Below are 21,758 nucleotides of genomic sequence, written 5' to 3'. Positions count from 1 at the left end.
TGAATAACTAAAACAATAACGCCGAAGTGCTAACAACACTTCGGCGTTTTTTATCTAACGAACCGCTTTTCAATAGATAAAATAAAACCCAGCATGTGGCTGGGTTTCATTGCATCGTTAATCTTGAATGAAAATTAACGTGCGCGGAAGACGATGCGACCTTTAGTTAGATCGTAAGGAGTCAGTTCCACAGTTACTTTGTCACCAGTAAGGATACGGATGTAGTTTTTACGCATCTTACCAGAGATGTGAGCAGTAACTACGTGACCGTTTTCCAGCTCAACACGGAACATTGTATTAGGTAGTGTATCTAGTACAGTACCTGCCATTTCAATTACGTCTTCTTTTGCCATTGAATCCTCTTAGGCTACCAGCCATTCATCTTGATCGGGCTGGATAATGCCTCGAAACTGTTTAAGTGTAAAGTTTAGGACGTAATTTTACCCTTGCCAGTTGTCTTTGTCAGCTTTTGTTCGCGATTAATACGCATTTTCTAGTTAAATTAACATCAAGCTGTCTTGTTTGTTTTTTCATTGCTTTAGATTTAAGCAAACTATTGCCAAATACCACCTATGAGCTTTTGGTGAGGAGCAAAACGCGTTTTGTAGTTCATCGCTTTACAAGCATCTATTTGATATCCCGGATAGAGCCACTGTCGGTTTGATTGTCGGCAAAATTCAATTTGGAATAACACACATAAAGTGCCAAGTGATAATGGGTGCTCTGGTTCAAAAAAACTATAAACAGCGCTCAGTGCGTCAGCAAATACGTCGGTCACCGCAATGGCAATAAGTTTTTCATTTTCATAAACATGCAAGAAAGCTGTTGCCATCCAAGGGGCTGTAACAAAATCAAAAAACTGTTCTTTATTGGCAGGGTACATGGAGCCTGTAGAGTGACGAATACGGATATACTTTTCGTATAATTCAAACCAATTATCATCGAGCTCTGCCTTAAATTCCCAGTGCAATTTACGCATTTGTGCTAATTGTCTTTTCTGGCTACGTGAAGGAACGAATGTCGGACAATCAATACGTAATGGGGTACATGCTGAGCATGCATTACACATAGGTTTGTAAATAGCGCGACCACTCCGACGATAGCCTGACGCAATTAGTACTTTATAGCCTTCTGGCGATAGCCATTGAGGATCTATCACAACACCTAATTGCTCTTTTTCATCAGGTAAGTAACTGCATTCATATTCAGGTGTTAAGCCAACTTGTAAAGATAACTGATTCATTACTATGCCTGTGCTACTGGTATTGGTTGAGATTGATAGGTATGGCTTGCTAGTGCAATGTCTCGTTGTTGATATAAATGCTGAAGAAAAGCATTTCGTTCAAGCGTTTCAGCTCCTAATGATTCAAGGTGCGGGTTCATCATCTGACAATCAATTAATGTGCCACCTTGCTGTGTGAAGTAACGACAAAACTGCCACAACGCAATTTTAGAGGCATTATCAGCGAGTGAAAACATTGATTCACCACAGAAGATTGTTCCTATTTCAACACCATAAAAACCACCGACAAGCTCGTTATCAGCCCAAACTTCGACAGAATGGCAAAAACCTAAGTCATGCAATGTTTGATAGGCAGAGATCATTTCTTCAGTTATCCACGTTTGTTCAGGAGCTCGGCAACTTGCACAGTGACGGATAACATCGTGGCAGGCTTTGTTGATCGTAATTTTATAGCCTGATTTTCTAAAAAATTTACGTAGGCTTCGACTAGGTCTAAATGTACTTGGGTCAAATATACCGCGAGGTGTTGGGCTCCACCATAGCAGCGGATCTCCTTCTGAAAACCAAGGAAAGATCCCTTCACGATAGGCGTTATGTAGTCGAAGAGGGCTAAGATCTCCACCCATTGCGAGAAGTCCGTTAGGCTCTTCAAGTGCGTTACTAGGGTGAGGGAATTGGTAAGAGTCAGTATCGATCTCTGGTAAATAGATAGTCATACAGCACTGATAATATTAGTAAATCTTTAGAAATTATAAGCTAGTTGTTAGCAATATAGAGAATAAGATAAATAAAAAGGCGATACATAGGTATCGCCTTTGAAGAGTGATTGCTATTAGATGCGATTACACAATTCAGCGTAACGCCCTTTTTGGGCTAGCAATTCTTGATGCTTACCACGCTCGATGATCTCACCTTCATCCATTAGGCAGATTTGATCCATTTGATCGAGACCAACTAAACGGTGGGTGATAAACAGGACTGTTTTATCTTTAGCATGTTCTAGCAGTAGCGCTAGGATTTGCTGTTCTGTACGACGATCAAGTCCTTCGGTTGGCTCATCCATTAGTAGGATAGGTGCGTCATGCAGAAGGGCACGAGCGATACCTAAACGACGACGTTCACCACCAGAGATCTGACGGCCACCGTCACCTAACCAGGTATCTAAGCCTTTATCTTCAAGTAATGCAGATAAGCCAACTTGAACCAAGGCTTCGGTAAATTCAGCATCAGTACCGTTAGGCTTCGCTAATACGAGGTTTTCACGTAATGAGCCGTTGAAGATATCAACACGCTGACTAACAACCGTAATGGCTTTACGCAGTGAAGCTTCACTCCACTCAGGTAGTGGCTTTCCATCAAGTAGAATTTGTCCTTGTTGAGGATCCCAGCTACGGGTAATAAGTTGTAATAGTGTAGATTTACCACAACCAGTACGACCTAATAGTGCGAGTTTTTCACCTTGTTTCAAATCGATAGAGACATTTTTAACAACAGCTTGAGTACTACCATAGTAGGTATAACTGACATTTTCGATCTTCAGAGCACCTTGTGCATCACCATGGCAACCATTTGGATCAAATGCAGTATCAGGTGTTGCTTCGATGATTTCATTCAGGCGTTTTGCAGATGTTAAGGTCTGACCTAAATATTGGAAAGCACCTGCGACTGGCATCATCATTTCAAAGCTTGCCATTGTTGCAAAAGCGACCATAGCCACAAATGGATCTGGCGCATGACCACCAATACCATCAGCGGCAATCCATAGAATCACAACTAAGGTCCAGCCTGTTGCTGCCATTAAAATACCGTTAGCTAAGCCTGTTAAACTCGCCATTTTACGCTGAGCAGCTAGCAGTTGATCTTGCTCTGCTTCTGCTTGTTGGCGGTAACGTGATTCTGCATTAAACAGTAACAGCTCTGCGTGGCCTTGCAGCCAATCAAGCAGTTTTATGCGGTAGTTTGCTTTGGCAAAGGTGAGTTGTTCACCATTACGTTTGCCTAAACGGTAGAAAATAATCGGTAAAACAATCATTAACACCAATAAAATACCACCTAAGGTCAAACCAATTGTCAGGTCGAACCAAGCGAGAAACGCTGTGATTGCTGCAATACCTAATACACCAATCACTAACGGGCTAACCAGTCGTAAGTAGATGTGATCCATTGCGTCAACATCTGCTACTAAGCGGTTAAGCAAATCAGCATCACGTAGATTGGTTTGACGACCAGGAATAAGCGGCGTTAGTTTTCTAAAGAAGAATAAACGCAGATCAGCAAGTAACTTGAAGGTTGCGTTATGGCTAACAACACGCTCACCCCAACGACCAGCAGTACGTGCCATTGAGAAACCACGTACACCAGCACCAGGCAGCATGTAGTTAAATGTTTCTCGGGCGATAGTCAAACCAGCAACGGCAGAAGCGGCAATAAACCAACCGGATAGGGTTAATAGGCTGATAGCAGCAAGGATTGTCGCTAAGCCTAAGATCATACCAAGTGTTAAGCCAAACCAGTGTTTACGGTAAAGCTTTAGGTAAGGGATTAAATCACGCATCGAGATCCCTCTTATCTGTATGGCTTAGCATATCGGCTAACAGGCCATATTGACTGATTTCGGTAAACGCACCATTTTGGACAAGCTTGCCATTTTCCATCACAAGAACGCGATCCATGGCATGAAGCTGATCTAAACGGTGGCTAACCATTAATGTAGTGTGTTGTTGAACGGCACGATCTAGGCTTTCAAGCACTAAACGTTCACTGTTCGCATCAAGGCTGGCTGTTGGCTCATCTAAAATCCAAAACGCACCTTGTTGTAACATGGCACGAGCAACCGCAATACGCTGTGCTTGTCCTACAGATAAACCACCAGAGCGATCACCAACATGATGTTGATAGCCTTTTTCTAATCGATTAATGAATTCATCAGCGTACGCTTCTTTGGCTACTTGGGTCACCTGTGCCTGCTCTGCTAATGGATTGCCTAACGTGATGTTGTCGTAAATTGTACCGTGAACAAGTAACGGGTTTTGACCTACCCAGCTAATTGCTTGACGCCACTCGCTGTGGTTAAGCTCTTTTAATTCAATACCGTTAACTTTGATGCTGCCGTGGTAGGGGAGGAAACCCAGTAATGCGTTTAACAAACTGGTTTTACCCGCGCCACTTGGGCCAACTAACGCTACATGCTCATTGGCATTGATATCGAATGTTAGAGGACCTGCAAGTTTTTGACCTTCAGGGCTTAGCACTTCTAAATCGGTAACCGAGATTTGAATTTTCTCAGGATTTGCTAATGCTTTTGAACCATCTGTCATTTCGTCGGCTTCAATATTTAGAAACTCAACGATAGACTCTGCTGCACCAATAGCTTGTGCTTTAGCATGATAAAACGTACCAAGATCTCGCAGTGGTTGGTAAAACTCTGGGGCAAGAACCAGAATGAACAAACCAGTAAATAAGCTAATTGGAATGCCATAGTTACCGAAGTTTAGTTCGCCAATGAACGCAAAACCAAAGTAAACAGCCACGATTGCAACGGAAATAGCAGAGAAAAACTCTAACACTGCCGAAGATAAGAAAGCTAAACGTAAGACTTCCATCGTGCGTTTACGCAATACGTGTGAAGCAGCATGCAGGTTTTCTGCTTCAGCTTCTGCACGGTCAAATAAACGCAGTGTACTTAGGCCTTGTAAGCGGTCATAAAAGTGACCAGATAAACGCTGTAATGCTTTGAAGTTACGGCGGTTTGCATCTGCTGCACCTAACCCAACTAATGCCATAAATAGTGGAACAAGGGGAGCGGTGAGAAGAAAGATAAGGCTTACTGCCCAGTTGAGTGGGAATACAGCAAATAAGATAACAACAGGGATCAGCACGGATAGGGACATTTGAGGCAGATAGCGAGCAAAGAAGTCTTGCATCTCTTCTACTTGCTCAAGCACTAAGCTTGCCCATGTTCCTGCTGGTTTTCCTTTTATATATGCCGGACCTAAACTTTGGAGGCGGTTTAATATCAGTTGTCGGATATGTAAGCGTATTTGTTCACCACAACGATAGCCGAAAATTTCTCTTCCCCAGCTACATAGCGCACGTAAACCAATGATGATAAATAAGCCAACGAATTGGTTAATAAGAGAATACTTATCAACATGTTCGATGATTAGTTGATGCAGAATGCTGGCAAGTAAAGCCGCTTGACCAACCAGCAGCAAACCAGACATAAAGCCTAATCCGACACTGAGCAATAGCCAACGTTTAGCTAACTTGCTTTGAGATTTAAGCCACTTGGTTAAATCACGCTGTAATTGTTTATCCATATATGGTTTTCATTACGGGGGTTAACGGTGGGTCGCTCATCGTTAAATGGTGAGCATCACTTAACGATGAGATAAACAAACCGCAACACAAAGGTTGCGGTTTAGAGGTATTACTTATTTTTTTGCATCTAGGTAACGTTCAGCATCTAGCGCAGCCATACAACCTGTACCTGCTGATGTGATAGCTTGACGGTAGTTATGATCCATCACATCACCAGCAGCGAAGATACCTTCAATGCTTGTTTGTGTAGCATTACCATTCAAGCCTGATTGCACTTTGATGTAGCCATTTTCCATGTCTAATTGACCATCGAAAATAGCGGTATTTGGCTGGTGGCCGATTGCAATGAATACGCCCATTACTTCTAGCTCTTCTGTTGCATCAGAGTGAGTGTCTTTTAAGCGAAGACCTGTTACGCCCATATCATCACCTAGCACTTCATCAAGTGTGCAATCAGTGTGAAGGATGATATTACCGTTTGCCACTTTATCCATTAGGCGATCAATTAGAATCTTTTCTGAACGGAATGTATCACGGCGGTGGATCAAGTGAACTTCAGAAGCGATATTAGAAAGATAAAGCGCCTCTTCAACAGCAGTGTTACCACCACCAACAACAGCCACTTTTTGGTTGCGGTAGAAGAAACCGTCACACGTTGCACAAGCTGATACACCACGACCTTTGAATGCTTCTTCAGATTCTAAACCGATATATTTTGCTGATGCACCTGTTGAGATAATTAATGCATCACATGTGTAAGTGCTGTTTTCGCCTTTTAGAAGGAAAGGGCGTTGGCTAAAGTCGGTTTCAACAATGTAATCAGTGATGATTTCAGTGTTGAACTTCTCTGCGTGAGCTTTCATGCGATCCATTAGTGCAGGACCGGTTAGATCATCCGCATCACCAGGCCAGTTTTCAACTTCTGTTGTTGTGGTTAATTGACCACCTTGCTGCATGCCTGTGATCATCACAGGATTTAAGTTTGCACGTGCAGCATAAACCGCAGCAGTATAACCTGCTGGACCAGAACCAAGGATGAGTAGATTACAATGTTTTACGTTACTCATTTCTTCTCCAGGCTGAATGAGATTATTGTTATAGAAGATTGATTGTAGGTAAATTGCAGGCGTAAAGGAAGAGTCGAATTAAGAATAGCTTGTTGTCAATTCGTCCTGAGATATAACAAAAAATCACAAAACAGGATTAAATAAGTTAAGAAATAAAATGTTATCTTCATCACAAAAAAAAGCGAAAGATGATGAATGCTTTAATTGGTTAATTTTGCAAAATCAGATCGTCTTTTTATACATGTTGATTTTTACTTTTTATTAGTGTCTTTTCAGTACACATCAGGTTGTTAATCATTTAAACAAACAAGCAAAATATTTGTAACATATTGATTTTGCAGTTTTTAACTCTGAGGCTCTGATTTGAAAATTAGAGAATTGAGGTTGCTTATTAGCAAACAGATGATGACTTAAAGCATAACTAACGCATTTTTATTCGCTTATTTATGCAAAGATTAGTGCACTTTGTTGCAATTGAGGCGAAGTTAAAGATATAAGATTAATGAGTTTTAAGCACATTTTCGTCGTGATTATTACCTTATTTACTAAGGTTTTACTTTGACAATCCTTTCTTATCTGGTAAAAATTTCTATAACTATATTTAAAACCTCACTTTATTTTGTATTGTGAGTAAATGATAAGTATTCACTTTTTAGAGTAATGTGGAAATGTTGCCTAGTGACGAACTTAGCGAGGAATGTAGAGTAGAGGTATAGCAAGATCTACTTTACTGCATAGTTTAGAGCGAGAAGGCATGTTCGTCAGATATAAGTTGTTAGCTGTGATTATTTACTCTTATTTTTGACTTATTCAGTATTTGATTCTAAAAATAGATAGAATGTAGTATATTTTTTTGCAAGGAAGTAAGAAGGTGGAATAAAAAATGGTAGATACCAAAAAGAAACCGTCCAAGGAATTGGATCGCATTGACCGTAACATACTGAATGAACTTCAAAAAGATGGTCGAATTTCTAACGTTGAGCTATCTAAGCGTGTTGGTCTATCTCCAACGCCTTGTCTTGAGCGTGTTCGTCGATTAGAGCGTCAGGGTTACATTAGTGGCTATACAGCACTTTTGAACCCACAATTTCTTGATGCTTCGCTACTAGTGTTTGTTGAAATTACGCTAAACCGTGGCGCACCAGACGTATTTGAACAATTTAATAAATCAGTACAAGAGCTAGAAGACATTCAAGAGTGTCATTTAGTTTCTGGTGATTTTGACTACTTGTTGAAAACACGTGTATCTGACATGTCAGCATACCGTAAGCTATTAGGTGAAACACTACTTCGCCTACCTGGAGTAAACGACACTCGTACTTACGTTGTGATGGAAGAAGTGAAACAATCAAATAATCTCGTTATCAAAACACGATAAGCGATTGCGAAACGTTGAGATAATGGAATGAACGAGCGGCTATGGCCGCTCGTTTTGTTTTTATTAAACCTAAATTGTTACGCACTGTTGTTTAATTGGGCGAACGGTTCTTCAAATTGACATAATGATGAATTTTTTTATCTATTCTCCGTCTAAAATAAGATTTTGATATGAACTATTTGTATTTAGTTATTGTTGGACAATAGGCAAATATTTCACTAAAAAGTTTTTTCGGTACACAGACAATGTGCGCATTTAGTATAGAATAGTGGCATTGAGACAATGACATTGTATTTTTGATATTTGGCTAAGCTTTATAGCGCATTCTGTTATGAAGGTTACTATTGGTCGATGAATGTCTTAGATTTCTGGCAAATTTTTGAGTTTTTATAGAGACATCGGAGTTATCCTTGAGGAAGATTAAAGGTAAAAAACTGTCCCAGATGCGATTGTCAGGTACACAACGCATCATTGAAGGTTTTTTAATCATCAGTATTTTAGCCGCTATTTATCTAATGGTGGCATTGGTAACATTTAACCCAGCTGATCCATCATGGTCACAAACTGCATGGGATGGGGTTGTACAGAATAAAGCTGGCGCATTAGGCGCTTTAGTTGCTGATACATTTTTCTTCAGTTTTGGCTCTTTAGCCTATGTTTTCCCTGCCTTAATTGTATTACTCGGTACTTATCTATTCCGTAGACGTTCAAAAAGTTTATCTCACGACTATATGGTCTACGGTACACGCATTTTAGGTCTTCTTTTACTGTTACTGACCAGTTGTGGTCTTGCCGATCTAAACTTTGATGATATTTGGTATTTCTCATCTGGCGGTGTCGTCGGGGATGTGGTGTCAAATATCTCTATGCCATTATTGAATGTACTGGGTACGACCTTAGTATTGATGGCGATTTGGGCTATTGGTTTTACGCTATTTACCTGTGTTTCGTGGACATCAGTTGCAGATACTCTTGGCGAGAAGACTCTTTCATCATTAACGTGGTTTTTAAATAAATTCCGTTCTGATAAGCATGAGGTGATGCGACCTTTTGCTACCGAAATTCCTGATGAATCTGAAATGCCTTATATCGCGCAATTAGATGAGTTCGATGCTGAAGATGATCCTCTATTATCTTCTTACTCTGATGATTTCTCCTCGACAGAGAAAAAAGACCAACCATCACCTTATAAGATTGTGCGTGCAAACACTGCAAGCACACGAGATCCTCTACTTGAATCAACGCTGATTACTGAACCAGAAGTACAAGTGCCAGTTCAACAGCCTGTAGTTTCTCAACCTGCGGCTCAACCACAAGCGCCAGTTCAACAGCCAGTGGTTTCTCAACCTGCGGCCCAACCGCAAGCGCCAGTTCAACAGCCAGTGGTTTCTCAACCTGAGGCTCAACCACAAGCAGCAGTTCAACAGCCAGTGGTTTCTCAACCTGAGGCTCAACCACAAGCAGCAGTTCAACAGCCAGTGGTTTCTCAACCTGCGGCTCAACCGCAAGCGCCAGTGCAACAGCCATTGGTTTCTCAATCTGCGGCACAACCACAACCACAAGCACCAGTACAACAACCAATGGTTTCTCAACCCGTGGCTCAACCGCAAGCGACTCAAGCATCTCAGCCTCGTGGATTGTCAATTGAAGAGCTAGAGCGTGAACTTGATAAGAATGAAGATTTTACTGTTCCTGTTGATGAATATACGCAAAGTGCAATTAATGCAGCAGAATCAGCGGTTGTCACTCCCGTATCAGAGCACAATGTTGAGGCTCAGCCTGTAGCGTCAACAACGGTTCAACCTGCAATGACACCATCATTTGCTGCCCAACCAACGCCAAGCAGCGATATTGAAATTGGGGTTCAAGACGGTATGTCTGAACTTGAGCGCGGTGAAGCACCATTAACACCAGAAGAGCAAGAGAAAGCGGATCAAGAAGCCTTTTTAAATAATATTCGTAATCTTCAAAAAGAGCAGGCGCATTTAGCGGGGCTTGATAACCCATTCTTAATGCAAACGGAAGTGGATCTTCCTGTTCCTACTTCACCAATGCCAACATTAGATTTGCTTCAAGAAGCACGTCGTACTGTTGAGCCTGCTTCTGAAGAAGAGCTACAGGCCACTGCTGCGTTAATTGAATCAAAATTAGCCGATTACAAAATTAAAGCGCAAGTGAAAGGGATCTACCCTGGTCCTGTTATTACTCGTTTTGAATTAGATCTTGCGCCGGGTGTGAAAGTTAGCCGTATTTCTGGCCTGTCTAAGGACTTGGCTCGTGCGCTATCTGTGATGGCTGTACGTGTAGTAGAAGCGATCCCTGGTAAGCCATACATCGGTTTAGAGCTGCCAAATAAAAGTCGTGAAACGGTATATATGTCAGAAGTGGTGGCGAGCGATCGCTTCCAGAACATGAATGGCTCATTACCAATCGTGTTAGGTAGCGATATTGCTGGTGAAGCTGTCGTTGCTGACTTAAGCAAAATGCCACACTTATTGGTTGCAGGTACGACAGGCTCTGGTAAATCAGTGGGTGTAAACGTAATGATCCTAAGCTTGCTATATAAATGTAAGCCAGAAGATTGTCGTTTCATCATGATCGATCCGAAAATGTTGGAGCTTTCAATTTATGAAGGTATTCCTCACCTACTGACTGAAGTTGTTACCGATATGAAAGATGCGGGTAATGCACTTCGTTGGTGTGTGGGTGAAATGGAACGTCGTTACAAACTAATGGCGAAATGTGGTGTTCGTAACCTTGCTGGTTTCAACGAGAAACTAAAAGAAGCAGCAGCAGCGGGTCACCCGATCCATGACCCATTATGGCAACCAGGCGATACCATGGATGAATACCCACCATTACTGGAAAAAATGCCAAGTATTGTGGTGATCATCGATGAATTTGCTGATTTGATGATGGTTGTAGGTAAGAAAGTTGAAGAGCTGATTGCACGTCTGGCACAAAAAGCACGTGCGGCTGGTATTCACTTAGTACTTGCGACTCAGCGCCCATCTGTGGATGTGATTACGGGCTTAATTAAAGCTAACATTCCAACACGTATGGCGTTTACTGTATCAACCAAGACGGATTCACGAACCATTCTTGACCAAGGTGGTGCAGAGTCACTACTGGGCATGGGTGATATGTTGTATCTTCCACCGGGTCAAAGTCACACCACGCGTGTTCACGGCGCATTTGCATCAGATGATGATGTTCATAATGTGGTTAACGATTGGAAAGCACGTGGTAAGCCACAATATATCGACAGTATCTTAAGCTCCGATCAAGGTGCAGAAAGTTTACTTCCTGGTGAAACATCGACAGGTGGTGATGATGATATTGACCAACTGTTTGATGAAGTCGCGGCGTTTGTAACGGAAACACGTCGAGCATCGGTATCAGGTGTTCAGCGACGCTTTAAGATTGGCTATAACCGTGCCGCTCGCATTGTTGAGCAATTAGAAGCGCATGGCATTGTTAGCCCGCCAGGACATAACTCCAACCGAGAAGTATTAGCGCCAGCGCCAGTACAAATACATGATTAATGAAGTCACCGACAACTTGTTGTTAATGATTTTATAGCGTAACTTAAACCGCTGTGACATTTATGTTCGGCGGTTTACTTTAATAGAGGTTAGCGAATATGATGAAAAAGTTATGGCTAAGTATGTTAGTTGCCGTACCTATGTTGGCAACAGCCAATGCTTGGGCGACACCAGAACAAGCATTGAGTAGCCGCCTTGATAAAGTGAATGCATTTAGCGCTAACTTTACCCAAAAAGTGATCAGCCCTGAGGGTGAAACACTGGTTGATGGAACGGGTGATTTATCTATTAAACGTCCGAATCTATTTCGTTGGGATACTAAAACACCAGATGAAAGCTTATTAGTATCTGATGGTAAAACTGTTTGGTATTACAGCCCATTTGTTGAGCAAGTAACTGCAATGTGGCTAAAAGATGCGACAGAGCAAACGCCATTTGTTTTATTAACAAGAAATAGCCCTAAAGACTGGGCACGCTACAATGTTCAACAACTTGCTGATACTTTCACACTAACGCCGAAAGAGAAGACATCTTCCATGGATAAGTTTATTGTGACAGTAGCGAAAGATGGACAAGTGCGTAACTTCTCAGTGATCGAAAGTGACGGTCAACGCAGCAATTACACATTATCGAAATTTACCCGCACCACACCTGCGGCAAGTTTATTTAAGTTCACTCCACCTAAAGGGGTTGAACTGGATGATCAGCGACAATGATAAATCAATGAATAGGTAAATGCTCTTCGCCTAACATCATTGTTTCATTCGAATTTAATAGGTGGCTATACAGCCACCTTTTTCTGTTTATGGGAGTCGTTATTTTGAATAACTTCAGCCTTGATTTTTCTTCTGATTTCAGACCGCTAGCAGCAAGAATGCGACCACGAACAGTAGAAGAATATATCGGTCAACAACATATCTTAGGTGAGGGAAAACCTTTACGCCGAGCATTAGAAGCCGGTCATTTACACTCCATGATTTTATGGGGACCACCAGGGACAGGAAAAACCACATTAGCAGAAGTGGCGGCACATTATGCCAATGCTGAGGTAGAGCGCGTTTCTGCCGTGACATCGGGTATTAAAGACATCCGTGCTGCAATTGACAAAGCACGTGATAACAAAATGGCAGGGCGTCGTACAATTTTGTTTGTCGACGAGGTGCATCGCTTTAATAAAAGCCAGCAAGATGCCTTCTTACCGCATATCGAAGATGGCACAGTAACGTTTATCGGCGCTACCACAGAGAATCCATCATTTGAGCTTAATAACGCATTGTTGTCTCGTGCCCGTGTTTATAAGCTTAAATCGCTGGAAGATAGTGAAATATTACAAGTGTTAGAGCAAGCACTCACCGATCAAGAACGTGGTGTGACGGAAAAAAACTTGCACTTCGTTGATGATATTAAAGAAAAGCTAGCGGAGTTTGTCCGTGGTGACGCGCGAATGTCTTTAAACTATCTGGAGCAGCTCATTGATATGGCTGAAGAAGATGACAAAGGCGTTAAACTGATTACGGTTGAGCTATTAGCGGAAGTGACGGGTGAAAAAGTCGCACGTTTTGATAACAAAGGCGATCTTTGGTACGACATGATCTCTGCGGTACATAAATCAATTCGAGGCTCTAACCCTGATGGTGCTTTATATTGGTTTGCTCGTATGCTGCAAGCTGGCTGTGATCCTTTGTATGTCGCACGTCGTTTGTTAGCGATAGCTTCGGAAGATATTGGTAATGCCGATCCTCGTGCAATGCAAGTCGCTGTATCTGCATGGGATTGTTATACCCGTGTTGGTGCTTACGAAGGTGAGCGAGCAATTGCTCAAGCGATTGTGTATTTAGCATGTGCTGCCAAAAGTAATGCGGTTTATGTGGCGTTTAATCAAGCTAAAGCCGATGCTCGTGAATTTCCTGACTTTGAAGTGCCACATCACCTGCGTAATGCGCCAACTAAGCTAATGAAAGAGCTTGGTTACGGTGAAGGCTATCGTTATGCTCACGATGAGCCAGGCGCCTATGCGGCAGGAGAAGTGTATTTACCGCAAGAAATACGCGATCGAGTTTATTACCAGCCGTCAAACCGTGGTTTAGAAATGAAAATATCCGAAAAGTTGGATTATCTTGCTTCTTTAGATGCAAAAAGCCCGTTAAAGCGCTACCAATAATAAGGCTTTTTGGGTATCGTTAAACCACTGGCAGTGACATGAGAGAACTGCCTTCCTACATTACAGGCTATTTTCACTAAAATAGCCTAAATAACGTGCATTTCAGAATATTAAGAGCACAGGATTAGCATGCTAGATTCTAAATTACTTCGAACAGAGCTGGATGAAACAGCTGAAAAACTCGCGCGTCGTGGTTTTACCCTTGATGTTGAAACTTTACGTAACCTTGAAGAGAAGCGTAAGTCCCTTCAGGTTAAGACAGAAGAGCTTCAAGCTCTACGTAACTCGCGATCGAAGTCGATTGGTCAGGCAAAAGCGAAAGGCGATCACGAAGAAGCTGAACGTATCATGGCTGAAGTAGGTAACCTAGGTTCTGAGCTTGATGAAGCGAAAAAAGCGTTGGCTGAACTACAAGCAGAATTGGATGTTATCACTCAATCTGTACCAAACATTCCAGATGATTCTGTGCCAGTAGGTAAAGATGAGTCAGAGAACGTAGAAATTTCTCGTTGGGGTGAGCCAAAAACTTACGACTTCGAAGTGAAAGATCACGTAGATCTAGGTGAAATGGCTGGTGGCCTTGACTTTGCAAGTGCTGTAAAAATCACTGGCGCACGTTTCATCGTAATGAAAGGTCAATTTGCTCGTCTACACCGTGCAATTGCACAGTTCATGCTAGATCTTCACACTGAAGAGCACGGTTACACAGAAATGTACGTACCGTACCTAGTAAATGCAGACAGCCTATTCGGTACAGGTCAGCTACCAAAATTTGGTGAAGATCTATTCCACACTCAGCCACTGACTGAAAAAGTGAATGATGAAGAGCCACGTACGCTTTCATTAATTCCAACAGCAGAAGTGCCTGTTACAAACATGATGCGTGACACCATCACTGATGAAGCTGATCTTCCAGTGAAGATGACTGCACATACACCATGTTTCCGTTCTGAAGCAGGTTCTTACGGTCGCGATACACGTGGTCTTATCCGTATGCACCAGTTCGACAAAGTTGAGCTTGTTCAAATCACTAAGCCTGAAGATTCAATGGCGGCACTAGAAGAGCTAACAGGCCACGCTGAGAAAGTACTTCAGCTTCTAGAGCTTCCATACCGTAAAGTAGTACTTTGTACTGGTGATATGGGCTTTGGTTCATGCAAAACTTACGATCTTGAAGTATGGGTTCCTGCTCAAGAGACTTACCGTGAAATTTCTTCTTGCTCTAATATGTGGGATTTCCAAGCGCGTCGTATGCAAGCGCGTTTCCGCCGTAAAGGTGAGAAGAAGCCTGAGCTGCTTCACACACTAAACGGTTCTGGTCTTGCTGTTGGTCGTACAATGGTTGCTATCCTAGAAAACAACCAGCAAGCTGACGGTCGTATCGAAATCCCTGAAGTGCTACGTAAGTACATGAACGGTATGACACACATCGGTTAATTTCTGATTTGTTGTTTGAAAACCCAGCCATCGTGCCTGTCTCTTGATCACAAGTCATTGTGTTCAAGAGACTTAGCTAGTTCATATCCTTCAAGGATGGTTTGTAACCTAAACCATCCTTGCCATAATGTCTTTACAGAAGCGCGACCCGTCCGCTTGGTATCTTTCCAACCACCTAACCGTGCAATACTTTTGTAAGCCCACGATATATTTGGTGCTTCTTTGGGCAGCTTTTTCTTCTCCAATTTTAACCACATAAGCTTCCACGCTTTACCTTTTAACACCCGTTCACAACAGCTACTAGATAACTCTTTAGATTCGTTCATAAATCTTAACTGGAGTAAACGAGTAGCAATAAATGCCAAAATAACACTGAGCCTTTCTAAGTTATCTTTACTTTGCATTCTCAGTTGTTCAACTTGCGTGCCTTCACTTTTCCAAACCTTGTGAAAATCTTCTATCAGCCAACGACGCTCATAATAACTGACGATGTTAAGTGCTTCCTCTTTGTTCGTTACAGGCTCTGATGTCAGTAAATGCCATGCGAGCTTGTCGTCACTCTCACCTTGCTCTATACATCCAACATAGTAGAGAGAGATATTATCGAACTCTTTTTTATTGGCGGGAGACTTAAGTGTCACGGGAGCATATTTGATGTCTAGATGAGCCGTGCGGGACTTACGACCGCCTTTTTGCGGTATTTTTAGCTCTTTGCTTCCTGCTGATAACAACTTGGAAGCGTAGTCATAAAGAAGATTATCATGCTCCTCGATACAGCGACTTTGCATTGAGCGAACGATAAATCGTTGTTGTTGCTCGTGCTTGTAAGTGAGGTACTCGAATAAATCGGCTTCTCTATCACATACAGAAATAACCTCTGACATTTTCTCGCCTAGTCGCTCTGCAACATGGCGAGATGCTTGTTCCCATTTATAACTTTCTTTTTCTTTGTATGGTCGAGTTGCGTGCTGGTGTCTTTGACCACGTTTTTCAATATCTCGGGTCCAGCGTTGTTGTTCGATTAAACCAACCACAGTGTGAGTTTCGGGAGCAAAAAGCAATGTTGAATGAACGAACATTGCTCGGTGTCGATTACCTTGATTGGAATGCCCGAGTGTATCTTGTATGCTGTGATGTGAGTAACTTAGAGAAGTGGTATCTTCCAATGCAAGCAGTGTTTGTTGCTCTAAAGCTTCTTGTGCTGTGACATAGAATACAGCTTCTGCAATATCTTCTGCTTTGATTTGGTCATTACGAATAAAGCGATAAGCCCCTTCCATATCGGCTGGGGAGATGATGAGTTTTGAGATAGGGATACCAGGTTGTTCAGCCAGAGAGGTAGCTAGAGCAACGAGTCTTTGAGTGCGTCTTGGGTCATTAAGGTCGGCTTGACCGAATTGTTTTTGAGCCCAAAGAGTTGGTTCTATATAGGTCATCATAATCATCCTTATCATTGCTTAGATGATCAGAGCATGAAACATAAAATTAGTTCAAAAAAATCCCCAAGCATTGGCTTAGGGATTTGTGTATAAGAGACAGGCCATCGTGCTGGGTTTTTTTATTTTTGACAGTCATGATCAGCGAGACATGCTGTTAAGCTCGGAGCTTCAATGGTAAGTTCATCGGCAATATCCGCTAAGATCAAATCAAAATACTGGAAAATCGTGTCTGAGATTTGAAATGAGCAACGATACAGTCCTTCCTTTAATCCTTTCTCATCAGGCGTTTCAAAAGAAAGTGCTAAAAAGTTAGGGAGCAGTTTTTCAATCGGCCAAGTCGGTGGTTGTTGTTGGCTTAGCATTTGAATTTGCCCTAAACGCCGTTGGATCATTTTGATATGGGTCTTAAGTTCACGTTGATAAATATTACTTTTGATTGGGTAGTGATCTATCGTCCATCGAAAACGGTGAAGATTATCTAGCGAGTTTAAAATAATAGGCCAAGCCGCTTGATAGTGCTCGAACGCATGATCTTTCTCTGAGGTTAATAGGGCAGAGCTCACGACATCATCAATAAGATACATAATATGGCGAATAATACGTCCATGAATGGTTTGGCTGCGCTGTAAAGTATATTCATGGCATTCAGTTAATAAGGTTTGTATCTCTTTACGTAAGATTCGAAACATGGGCTTGTGATTACTGTCAGCCAGATGAATTAATGATGTTAAGGTTTCCTTCATGATATGCGTTTTGACGTTGGCGGATTCATCAAATGCAACGTTTTTGTTTGGATGAGCCAGCTTCTGGTGGCAAAAACGACGGTGATAGCGAATGAATTCTATCAATTGTCGTAGCATCATTATTTGTTCAAATTGTCTTTTTAATTGGTTATTATTTTTTTGTAGTTTTTGAAACCAGAAATAAATAGCCAACAGTGCAATAGTCAGAGCTCCTACTAACCACATAATGCTTCCCTCGATATCTAATGTGTTTTTACTAAATAGGCAATCCTTGTGCCTATTTTAAAAATCATTTAAAAACAATGAATTAAGAGTTTCGGAATAAGTTTGCAAGCGATTTGTTGAACGATATCTGTTCAATTGCACCAAGATAGCGCGTTTGAGATAAGGTAAGAGCAGTAAGGAAAAAGGCGCCATCAAGGCGCCTTATTTATAGATGAAGAATTTTATGATCTTCTATGATTCTTGCTTTAGAGGATGGAAGTTAACTTTCTCGTCTTCAACTGCGGCTTGTGGGTCATTAAAACGTTCAATATCAAGTTCGTTTTCAGTTTTAGCAACGATACACGATACAACTGAATCACCAGTGATATTCACTGCTGTACGGATCATATCAAGTAGACGGTCAACACCCATGATAATAGCGATACCCTCAATCGGTAGACCTACTTGGTTCAGTACCATTGCAAGCATGATTAGACCAACACCTGGTACACCAGCAGTACCTACAGAAGCTAAAGTTGCTGTAACAATAACGGCTAGATAGTCGCCCATGCTCAAATCAATGTTAAAGGCTTGAGCGATGAATACTGTCGCCACACCTTGCATGATTGCTGTGCCGTCCATATTGATGGTCGCACCTAGCGGTACAGTAAATGATGCAATTTTATTGTTAACACCTAAACGCTTCGTTGCTGTTTCCATAGTTACTGGAATCGTTGCGTTCGACGATGCAGTTGAGAATGCAAACATCACGGCATCTTCCATCTTCTTCAGGAAAGTAATTGGACTTAAACCTGTGAAGATTTTTAGCATAGCACTGTAGGTGACTAAACCGTGGATCAGTAATGCAGCAACAAGTACTAAGAAGTAGTTAATTAGGTTAAAGATGGCATCTAGACCTAAACCTGTGAACAGTTTTGCCATTAAGAAGAACACACCAAATGGGGCAATGTTCATCAGTAGCGCAACTAGCTTCATGATCACTTCATTAAGATCTTTGAAGATTTCGGCAATACGTTCACCAGGTTTACCCGCAGCACTGATAGCAATACCGAATAACACAGCAAATACGATGATTTGAAGGGTGTTACCGTTTGCCATTGAGCTAATTGGGTTGGTTGGGAACATGCCTACGATTACGCTACCTAGCGTAGGTGCTTCTTTCGCAACAAAGGTCGTTGCAGCACTTAGATCGGCACCTGCACCTGGCTTGAAAACGTTAGCTAGAAATAGTGCAAGGGTAATTGCAATGGCTGTGGTTGCTAAATAAAACGCTACAGTTTTACCACCTAAGCGGCCTAGTGTTGCAATATCTTTAAGCGAGCTCGTACCGCAAACAAGTGATACAAACACGAGTGGAACAACAAGCATCTTTAAGCTGGCAATAAAAATTTTTCCACCCACATCGAACAGACCGTTAACGATGTATTCATGGATAAAAGTGATATCAGCAAAAAAGGTGCGAATTAAAAATCCGGTGAGAATACCTAGTAGCATACCGAGGATCACTCGGGATGTAAGAGACATTTTTTTCTTTGTTGTTGACATGGGATCTTCCTTATAATTATGCACTCTGTCCATCTGTATATCAGAGCCACAAAGAGACTATCAGGAGTTCAATCTATCAACCTAAGTAAAAATAAGATCAAAATATAACTATATGGCTCTCGTCACGTTTTTTATATTTTATTAAAGTTATTTGGTGGTTTTTATAACCAAAAATTAACAATTGGGTTGTTTTTATTTAGGATATATCACGTATTTTCACTATTCATTACTTTGCAATATGTGACATGACTAGTCTCATCGTCTGAGAATCGTCATGTAATTTAGTCTTATAGAAAGATCTTAATGGCTATATTTTATAAATTAACAATTATGTGGCAAAACAAGAAGGCATAAAAATTCAATAAAATGAATAGAGTAAATTATGGCAATAAAAAAGGGCACATGATGTGCCCTTATCATTATGTAAGAATAACTTACATTACACGCATACCTGGCTGTGCACCTTCGTGTGGTTCAAGGATCCAAAGATCTTTACCACCAGGCCCTGCCGCTAAGATCATGCCTTCAGACATGCCGAACTTCATCTTACGAGGCTTTAGGTTAGCAACAACAACTGTTAGTTTACCTACAAGCTCTTCTGGCTCATAAGCTGCCTTAATACCAGAGAATACTTGGCGCATTTCACCGCCAATATCTAATTGGAATTTAAGCAGTTTGTTAGCTTTTGGTACTGATTCGCAAGAGACGATTTTAGCAATACGTAGATCAACTTTAGCAAAATCGTCAAATTCGATTTCAGCTTCAATTGGCTCTTCTGTAAGCGGGCTTGTAGGTTTTGCTGCAGCTTCAGCCGCTGCCTTATCTGCTGCTGCTTCTTCCTTAGATGATTCAACCATCGCAGCAACGTGTGCAGGATCGATGCGGTTAAATAGTGCTTTAAACTTCGTTACTTCGTGTGCAGTTAGTGGCTGAGCAATTGATTCCCACGTTAGTGTTTCGTTTAGGAATGCTTCGCTACGCTCTGCAAGTTTTGGCATTACAGGTTTTAGGTAAGCCATTAGCACGCGGAACAGGTTAATACCAACAGTACAAATTTCTTGTAGTTCTTGATCTTTGCCTTCTTGTTTCGCAACAACCCAAGGTGCTTTCTCATCAACGTATTGGTTTGCTTTATCAGCTAGCGCTGTGATCTCACGAATAGCACGACCGTATTCACGGCTTTCGTATAGTTCACCGATGCGATCAGCAGCTGCAACGAATTCTGCGTATAGCTCAGGCTCTACGAAGTTGTCTGATAGCTTGCCGTCAAAACGTTTAGCGATGAAACCTGCGTTACGTGAAGCAAGGTTAACAATCTTGTTTACAACGTCACTGTTAACACGCTGTGTGAAGTCTTCTAGGTTCAAATCTAGATCGTCAATACGGCTGTTTAGTTTCGCAGCGTAGTAGTAACGTAGACATTCAGGATCTAAGTGCTTCAAGTAAGTACCAGCTTTAATGAAAGTACCTTTAGACTTAGACATTTTCGCGCCGTTTACGGTTACGTAGCCGTGTACGAATACATTGTTTGGCTTACGGAAACCTGCACCATCTAGCATTGCTGGTCAGAATAGGCTGTGGAAGTAAACAATGTCTTTACCGATGAAGTGGTATAGCTCTGTAGAGCTGTCTTTATTCCAGTACTCATCGAAGTTTAGATCGCCACGCTTGTCACATAGGTTTTTGAATGAACCCATGTAACCGATAGGTGCGTCTAGCCATACGTAGAAGTATTTGCCAGTTTCACCTGGGATTTCAAAACCGAAGTATGGTGCATCACGTGAGATATCCCACTGCTGAAGACCAGACTCAAACCACTCCTGCATTTTGTTTGCAGTTTCGTCTTGAAGAGCGCCAGATTTTGTCCACTCTTTTAACATGCTTTCAAACTGAGGCAGGTCGAAGAAGAAGTGCTCTGAATCTTTCATTACTGGTGTCGCACCAGATACAGCAGATTTAGGGTTGATCAAATCTGTTGGGCTGTAAGTTTCGCCACAGTTATCACAGTTATCGCCGTATTGATCTTCAGCTTTACACTTAGGACAAGTACCTTTTACGAAACGATCCGGTAGGAACATTTCTTTCTCAGGGTCAAACAGCTGAGAAATAGTACGGCTAGTGATAAAACCTTTTTCTTTTAGCTGAGTGTACACAAAAGACGCTAATTCACGGTTTTCTGGTGAATGCGTGCTGTGGTAGTTGCTAAAATCAATATCGAAGCCAGCAAAATCAGCTTGGTGCTCTTTGCTAACTTCTGCAATCATTTGCTCAGGTTCCATACCCATCTGCTGGGCCTTAAGCATGATTGGAGTACCGTGTGCGTCGTCTGCACAGATGAAATGAACTTCGTTGCCGCGAAGGCGCTGGTAGCGCACCCAAATATCCGCTTGTACATGCTCAAGCATGTGACCTAAGTGGATAGAACCGTTAGCGTACGGTAGGGCGCAGGTAACCAGAATTTTTCTTGGATTTGCAGCCATAATTACTTATTTCGCTCATGATGGGTAAAAAACGTAGCTGTAAATACTACCTGATGGCAGGCGTTATTCCTAGCATCAGATACGGTTTTCTCTGTTTAAAAACACGTGAGATAGGGCAGTGGTATTGCTTTGATGGTAGCATTGAGTAAAACAAGTAAAAATAGCGATGCAACAG

At 41.8% G+C, this 21,758-nt stretch carries 14 protein-coding genes and 1 pseudogene; 5 read left to right on the top strand and 10 right to left on the bottom strand.

Annotated elements, in window-relative coordinates; all coding sequences use genetic code 11:
* Positions 1-134 precede the first annotated feature (134 nt).
* The 6 genes from infA to trxB all read right to left on the bottom strand — a co-directional run bounded on the left by infA (position 135) and on the right by trxB (position 6,630).
* Positions 135-353, bottom strand: a complete 219-nt coding sequence (gene infA / locus Q7674_RS17105) for a translation initiation factor IF-1 (protein WP_005368778.1) — start codon at positions 351-353, stop codon at positions 135-137.
* Between the two features lie 200 nt (positions 354-553).
* The gene (locus tag Q7674_RS17100) at positions 554-1,243 is read right to left on the bottom strand and encodes an arginyltransferase (RefSeq protein ID WP_045062756.1); all 690 of its coding nucleotides are present in this window, start codon (positions 1,241-1,243) and stop codon (positions 554-556) included.
* A gap of 2 nt (positions 1,244-1,245) precedes the next feature.
* Positions 1,246-1,959 (bottom strand): leucyl/phenylalanyl-tRNA--protein transferase, encoded by a 714-nt coding sequence (aat, locus tag Q7674_RS17095; RefSeq protein ID WP_023931680.1) that lies wholly within the window; start codon positions 1,957-1,959, stop codon positions 1,246-1,248.
* Between the two features lie 116 nt (positions 1,960-2,075).
* A complete protein-coding gene (gene cydC / locus Q7674_RS17090) occupies positions 2,076-3,797 on the bottom strand; it encodes a heme ABC transporter ATP-binding protein/permease CydC (RefSeq protein WP_023931681.1) in 1,722 nt (573 codons plus the stop codon).
* A complete protein-coding gene (gene cydD, locus Q7674_RS17085; protein WP_305422927.1) occupies positions 3,790-5,562 on the bottom strand; it encodes a heme ABC transporter permease/ATP-binding protein CydD in 1,773 nt (590 codons plus the stop codon). Before cydD ends, cydC begins: the two co-directional genes overlap by 8 nt.
* Before the next feature lie 114 nt (positions 5,563-5,676).
* On the bottom strand, positions 5,677-6,630 hold the full coding sequence (trxB, locus tag Q7674_RS17080; protein WP_045062759.1) for a thioredoxin-disulfide reductase: 954 nt from the start codon (positions 6,628-6,630) through the stop codon (positions 5,677-5,679).
* Between the two features lie 883 nt (positions 6,631-7,513).
* Between trxB and lrp the strand changes: the two genes are divergently transcribed.
* The 5 genes from lrp (at position 7,514) to serS (ending at position 15,151) form a co-directional block, all read left to right on the top strand.
* The gene (gene lrp, locus Q7674_RS17075) at positions 7,514-8,008 is read left to right on the top strand and encodes a leucine-responsive transcriptional regulator Lrp (RefSeq protein WP_005368765.1); all 495 of its coding nucleotides are present in this window, start codon (positions 7,514-7,516) and stop codon (positions 8,006-8,008) included.
* A 443-nt stretch (positions 8,009-8,451) separates the two neighbouring features.
* The gene (locus tag Q7674_RS17070; protein ID WP_305424157.1) at positions 8,452-11,553 is read left to right on the top strand and encodes a DNA translocase FtsK 4TM domain-containing protein; all 3,102 of its coding nucleotides are present in this window, start codon (positions 8,452-8,454) and stop codon (positions 11,551-11,553) included.
* Positions 11,554-11,654: 101 nt separating this feature from the next.
* The gene (gene lolA / locus Q7674_RS17065; RefSeq protein WP_042117193.1) at positions 11,655-12,269 is read left to right on the top strand and encodes an outer membrane lipoprotein periplasmic chaperone LolA; all 615 of its coding nucleotides are present in this window, start codon (positions 11,655-11,657) and stop codon (positions 12,267-12,269) included.
* 104 nt (positions 12,270-12,373) lie between these two features.
* The gene (locus Q7674_RS17060) at positions 12,374-13,714 is read left to right on the top strand and encodes a replication-associated recombination protein A (protein WP_045062763.1); all 1,341 of its coding nucleotides are present in this window, start codon (positions 12,374-12,376) and stop codon (positions 13,712-13,714) included.
* A gap of 129 nt (positions 13,715-13,843) precedes the next feature.
* Positions 13,844-15,151, top strand: coding sequence for a serine--tRNA ligase (serS, locus tag Q7674_RS17055; RefSeq protein ID WP_008987513.1), 1,308 nt, complete (start codon positions 13,844-13,846; stop codon positions 15,149-15,151).
* 47 nt (positions 15,152-15,198) lie between these two features.
* Here the strand turns inward: serS and Q7674_RS17050 are convergent, their stop codons facing one another.
* The 4 genes and pseudogenes from Q7674_RS17050 to metG form a co-directional block, all read right to left on the bottom strand.
* Positions 15,199-16,587 carry an IS4 family transposase gene (locus Q7674_RS17050; RefSeq protein ID WP_305424155.1) on the bottom strand — a complete coding sequence of 463 codons (1,389 nt, stop codon included), beginning with the start codon at positions 16,585-16,587 and terminating at the stop codon, positions 15,199-15,201.
* Positions 16,588-16,709: 122 nt separating this feature from the next.
* Entirely contained in the window at positions 16,710-17,558 is an 849-nt protein-coding gene (locus Q7674_RS17045; protein ID WP_045066246.1) for a hypothetical protein, read from the bottom strand.
* Positions 17,559-17,789: 231 nt separating this feature from the next.
* Positions 17,790-19,103, bottom strand: a complete 1,314-nt coding sequence (locus tag Q7674_RS17040; RefSeq protein ID WP_305422923.1) for a dicarboxylate/amino acid:cation symporter — start codon at positions 19,101-19,103, stop codon at positions 17,790-17,792.
* A gap of 434 nt (positions 19,104-19,537) precedes the next feature.
* Positions 19,538-21,583: pseudogene (gene metG / locus Q7674_RS17035) on the bottom strand (methionine--tRNA ligase).
* Positions 21,584-21,758 lie beyond the last annotated feature (175 nt).

Source organism: Photobacterium leiognathi (assembly GCF_030685535.1).
Classification (GTDB): domain Bacteria; phylum Pseudomonadota; class Gammaproteobacteria; order Enterobacterales; family Vibrionaceae; genus Photobacterium; species Photobacterium leiognathi.
Note: the sequence above shows the minus strand (reverse complement) of the source record. Positions and strands in the feature narration are given on the sequence as shown.

Excerpts from the sequence above, each read along its gene's own strand:
- infA (WP_005368778.1), bottom strand. The coding sequence starts at position 353 with ATGGCAAAAGAAGACGTAATTGAAATGGCAGGTACTGTACTAGATACA.
- cydC (WP_023931681.1), bottom strand. The coding sequence starts at position 3,797 with ATGCGTGATTTAATCCCTTACCTAAAGCTTTACCGTAAACACTGGTTT.
- Q7674_RS17045 (WP_045066246.1), bottom strand. The coding sequence starts at position 17,558 with ATGTGGTTAGTAGGAGCTCTGACTATTGCACTGTTGGCTATTTATTTC.
- Q7674_RS17040 (WP_305422923.1), bottom strand. The coding sequence starts at position 19,103 with ATGTCAACAACAAAGAAAAAAATGTCTCTTACATCCCGAGTGATCCTC.
- lolA (WP_042117193.1), top strand. The coding sequence starts at position 11,655 with ATGAAAAAGTTATGGCTAAGTATGTTAGTTGCCGTACCTATGTTGGCA.
- Q7674_RS17100 (WP_045062756.1), bottom strand. The coding sequence starts at position 1,243 with ATGAATCAGTTATCTTTACAAGTTGGCTTAACACCTGAATATGAATGC.
- aat (WP_023931680.1), bottom strand. The coding sequence starts at position 1,959 with ATGACTATCTATTTACCAGAGATCGATACTGACTCTTACCAATTCCCT.
- serS (WP_008987513.1), top strand. The coding sequence starts at position 13,844 with ATGCTAGATTCTAAATTACTTCGAACAGAGCTGGATGAAACAGCTGAA.
- lrp (WP_005368765.1), top strand. The coding sequence starts at position 7,514 with ATGGTAGATACCAAAAAGAAACCGTCCAAGGAATTGGATCGCATTGAC.
- Q7674_RS17070 (WP_305424157.1), top strand. The coding sequence starts at position 8,452 with ATGCGATTGTCAGGTACACAACGCATCATTGAAGGTTTTTTAATCATC.
- Q7674_RS17050 (WP_305424155.1), bottom strand. The coding sequence starts at position 16,587 with ATGACCTATATAGAACCAACTCTTTGGGCTCAAAAACAATTCGGTCAA.
- trxB (WP_045062759.1), bottom strand. The coding sequence starts at position 6,630 with ATGAGTAACGTAAAACATTGTAATCTACTCATCCTTGGTTCTGGTCCA.
- cydD (WP_305422927.1), bottom strand. The coding sequence starts at position 5,562 with ATGGATAAACAATTACAGCGTGATTTAACCAAGTGGCTTAAATCTCAA.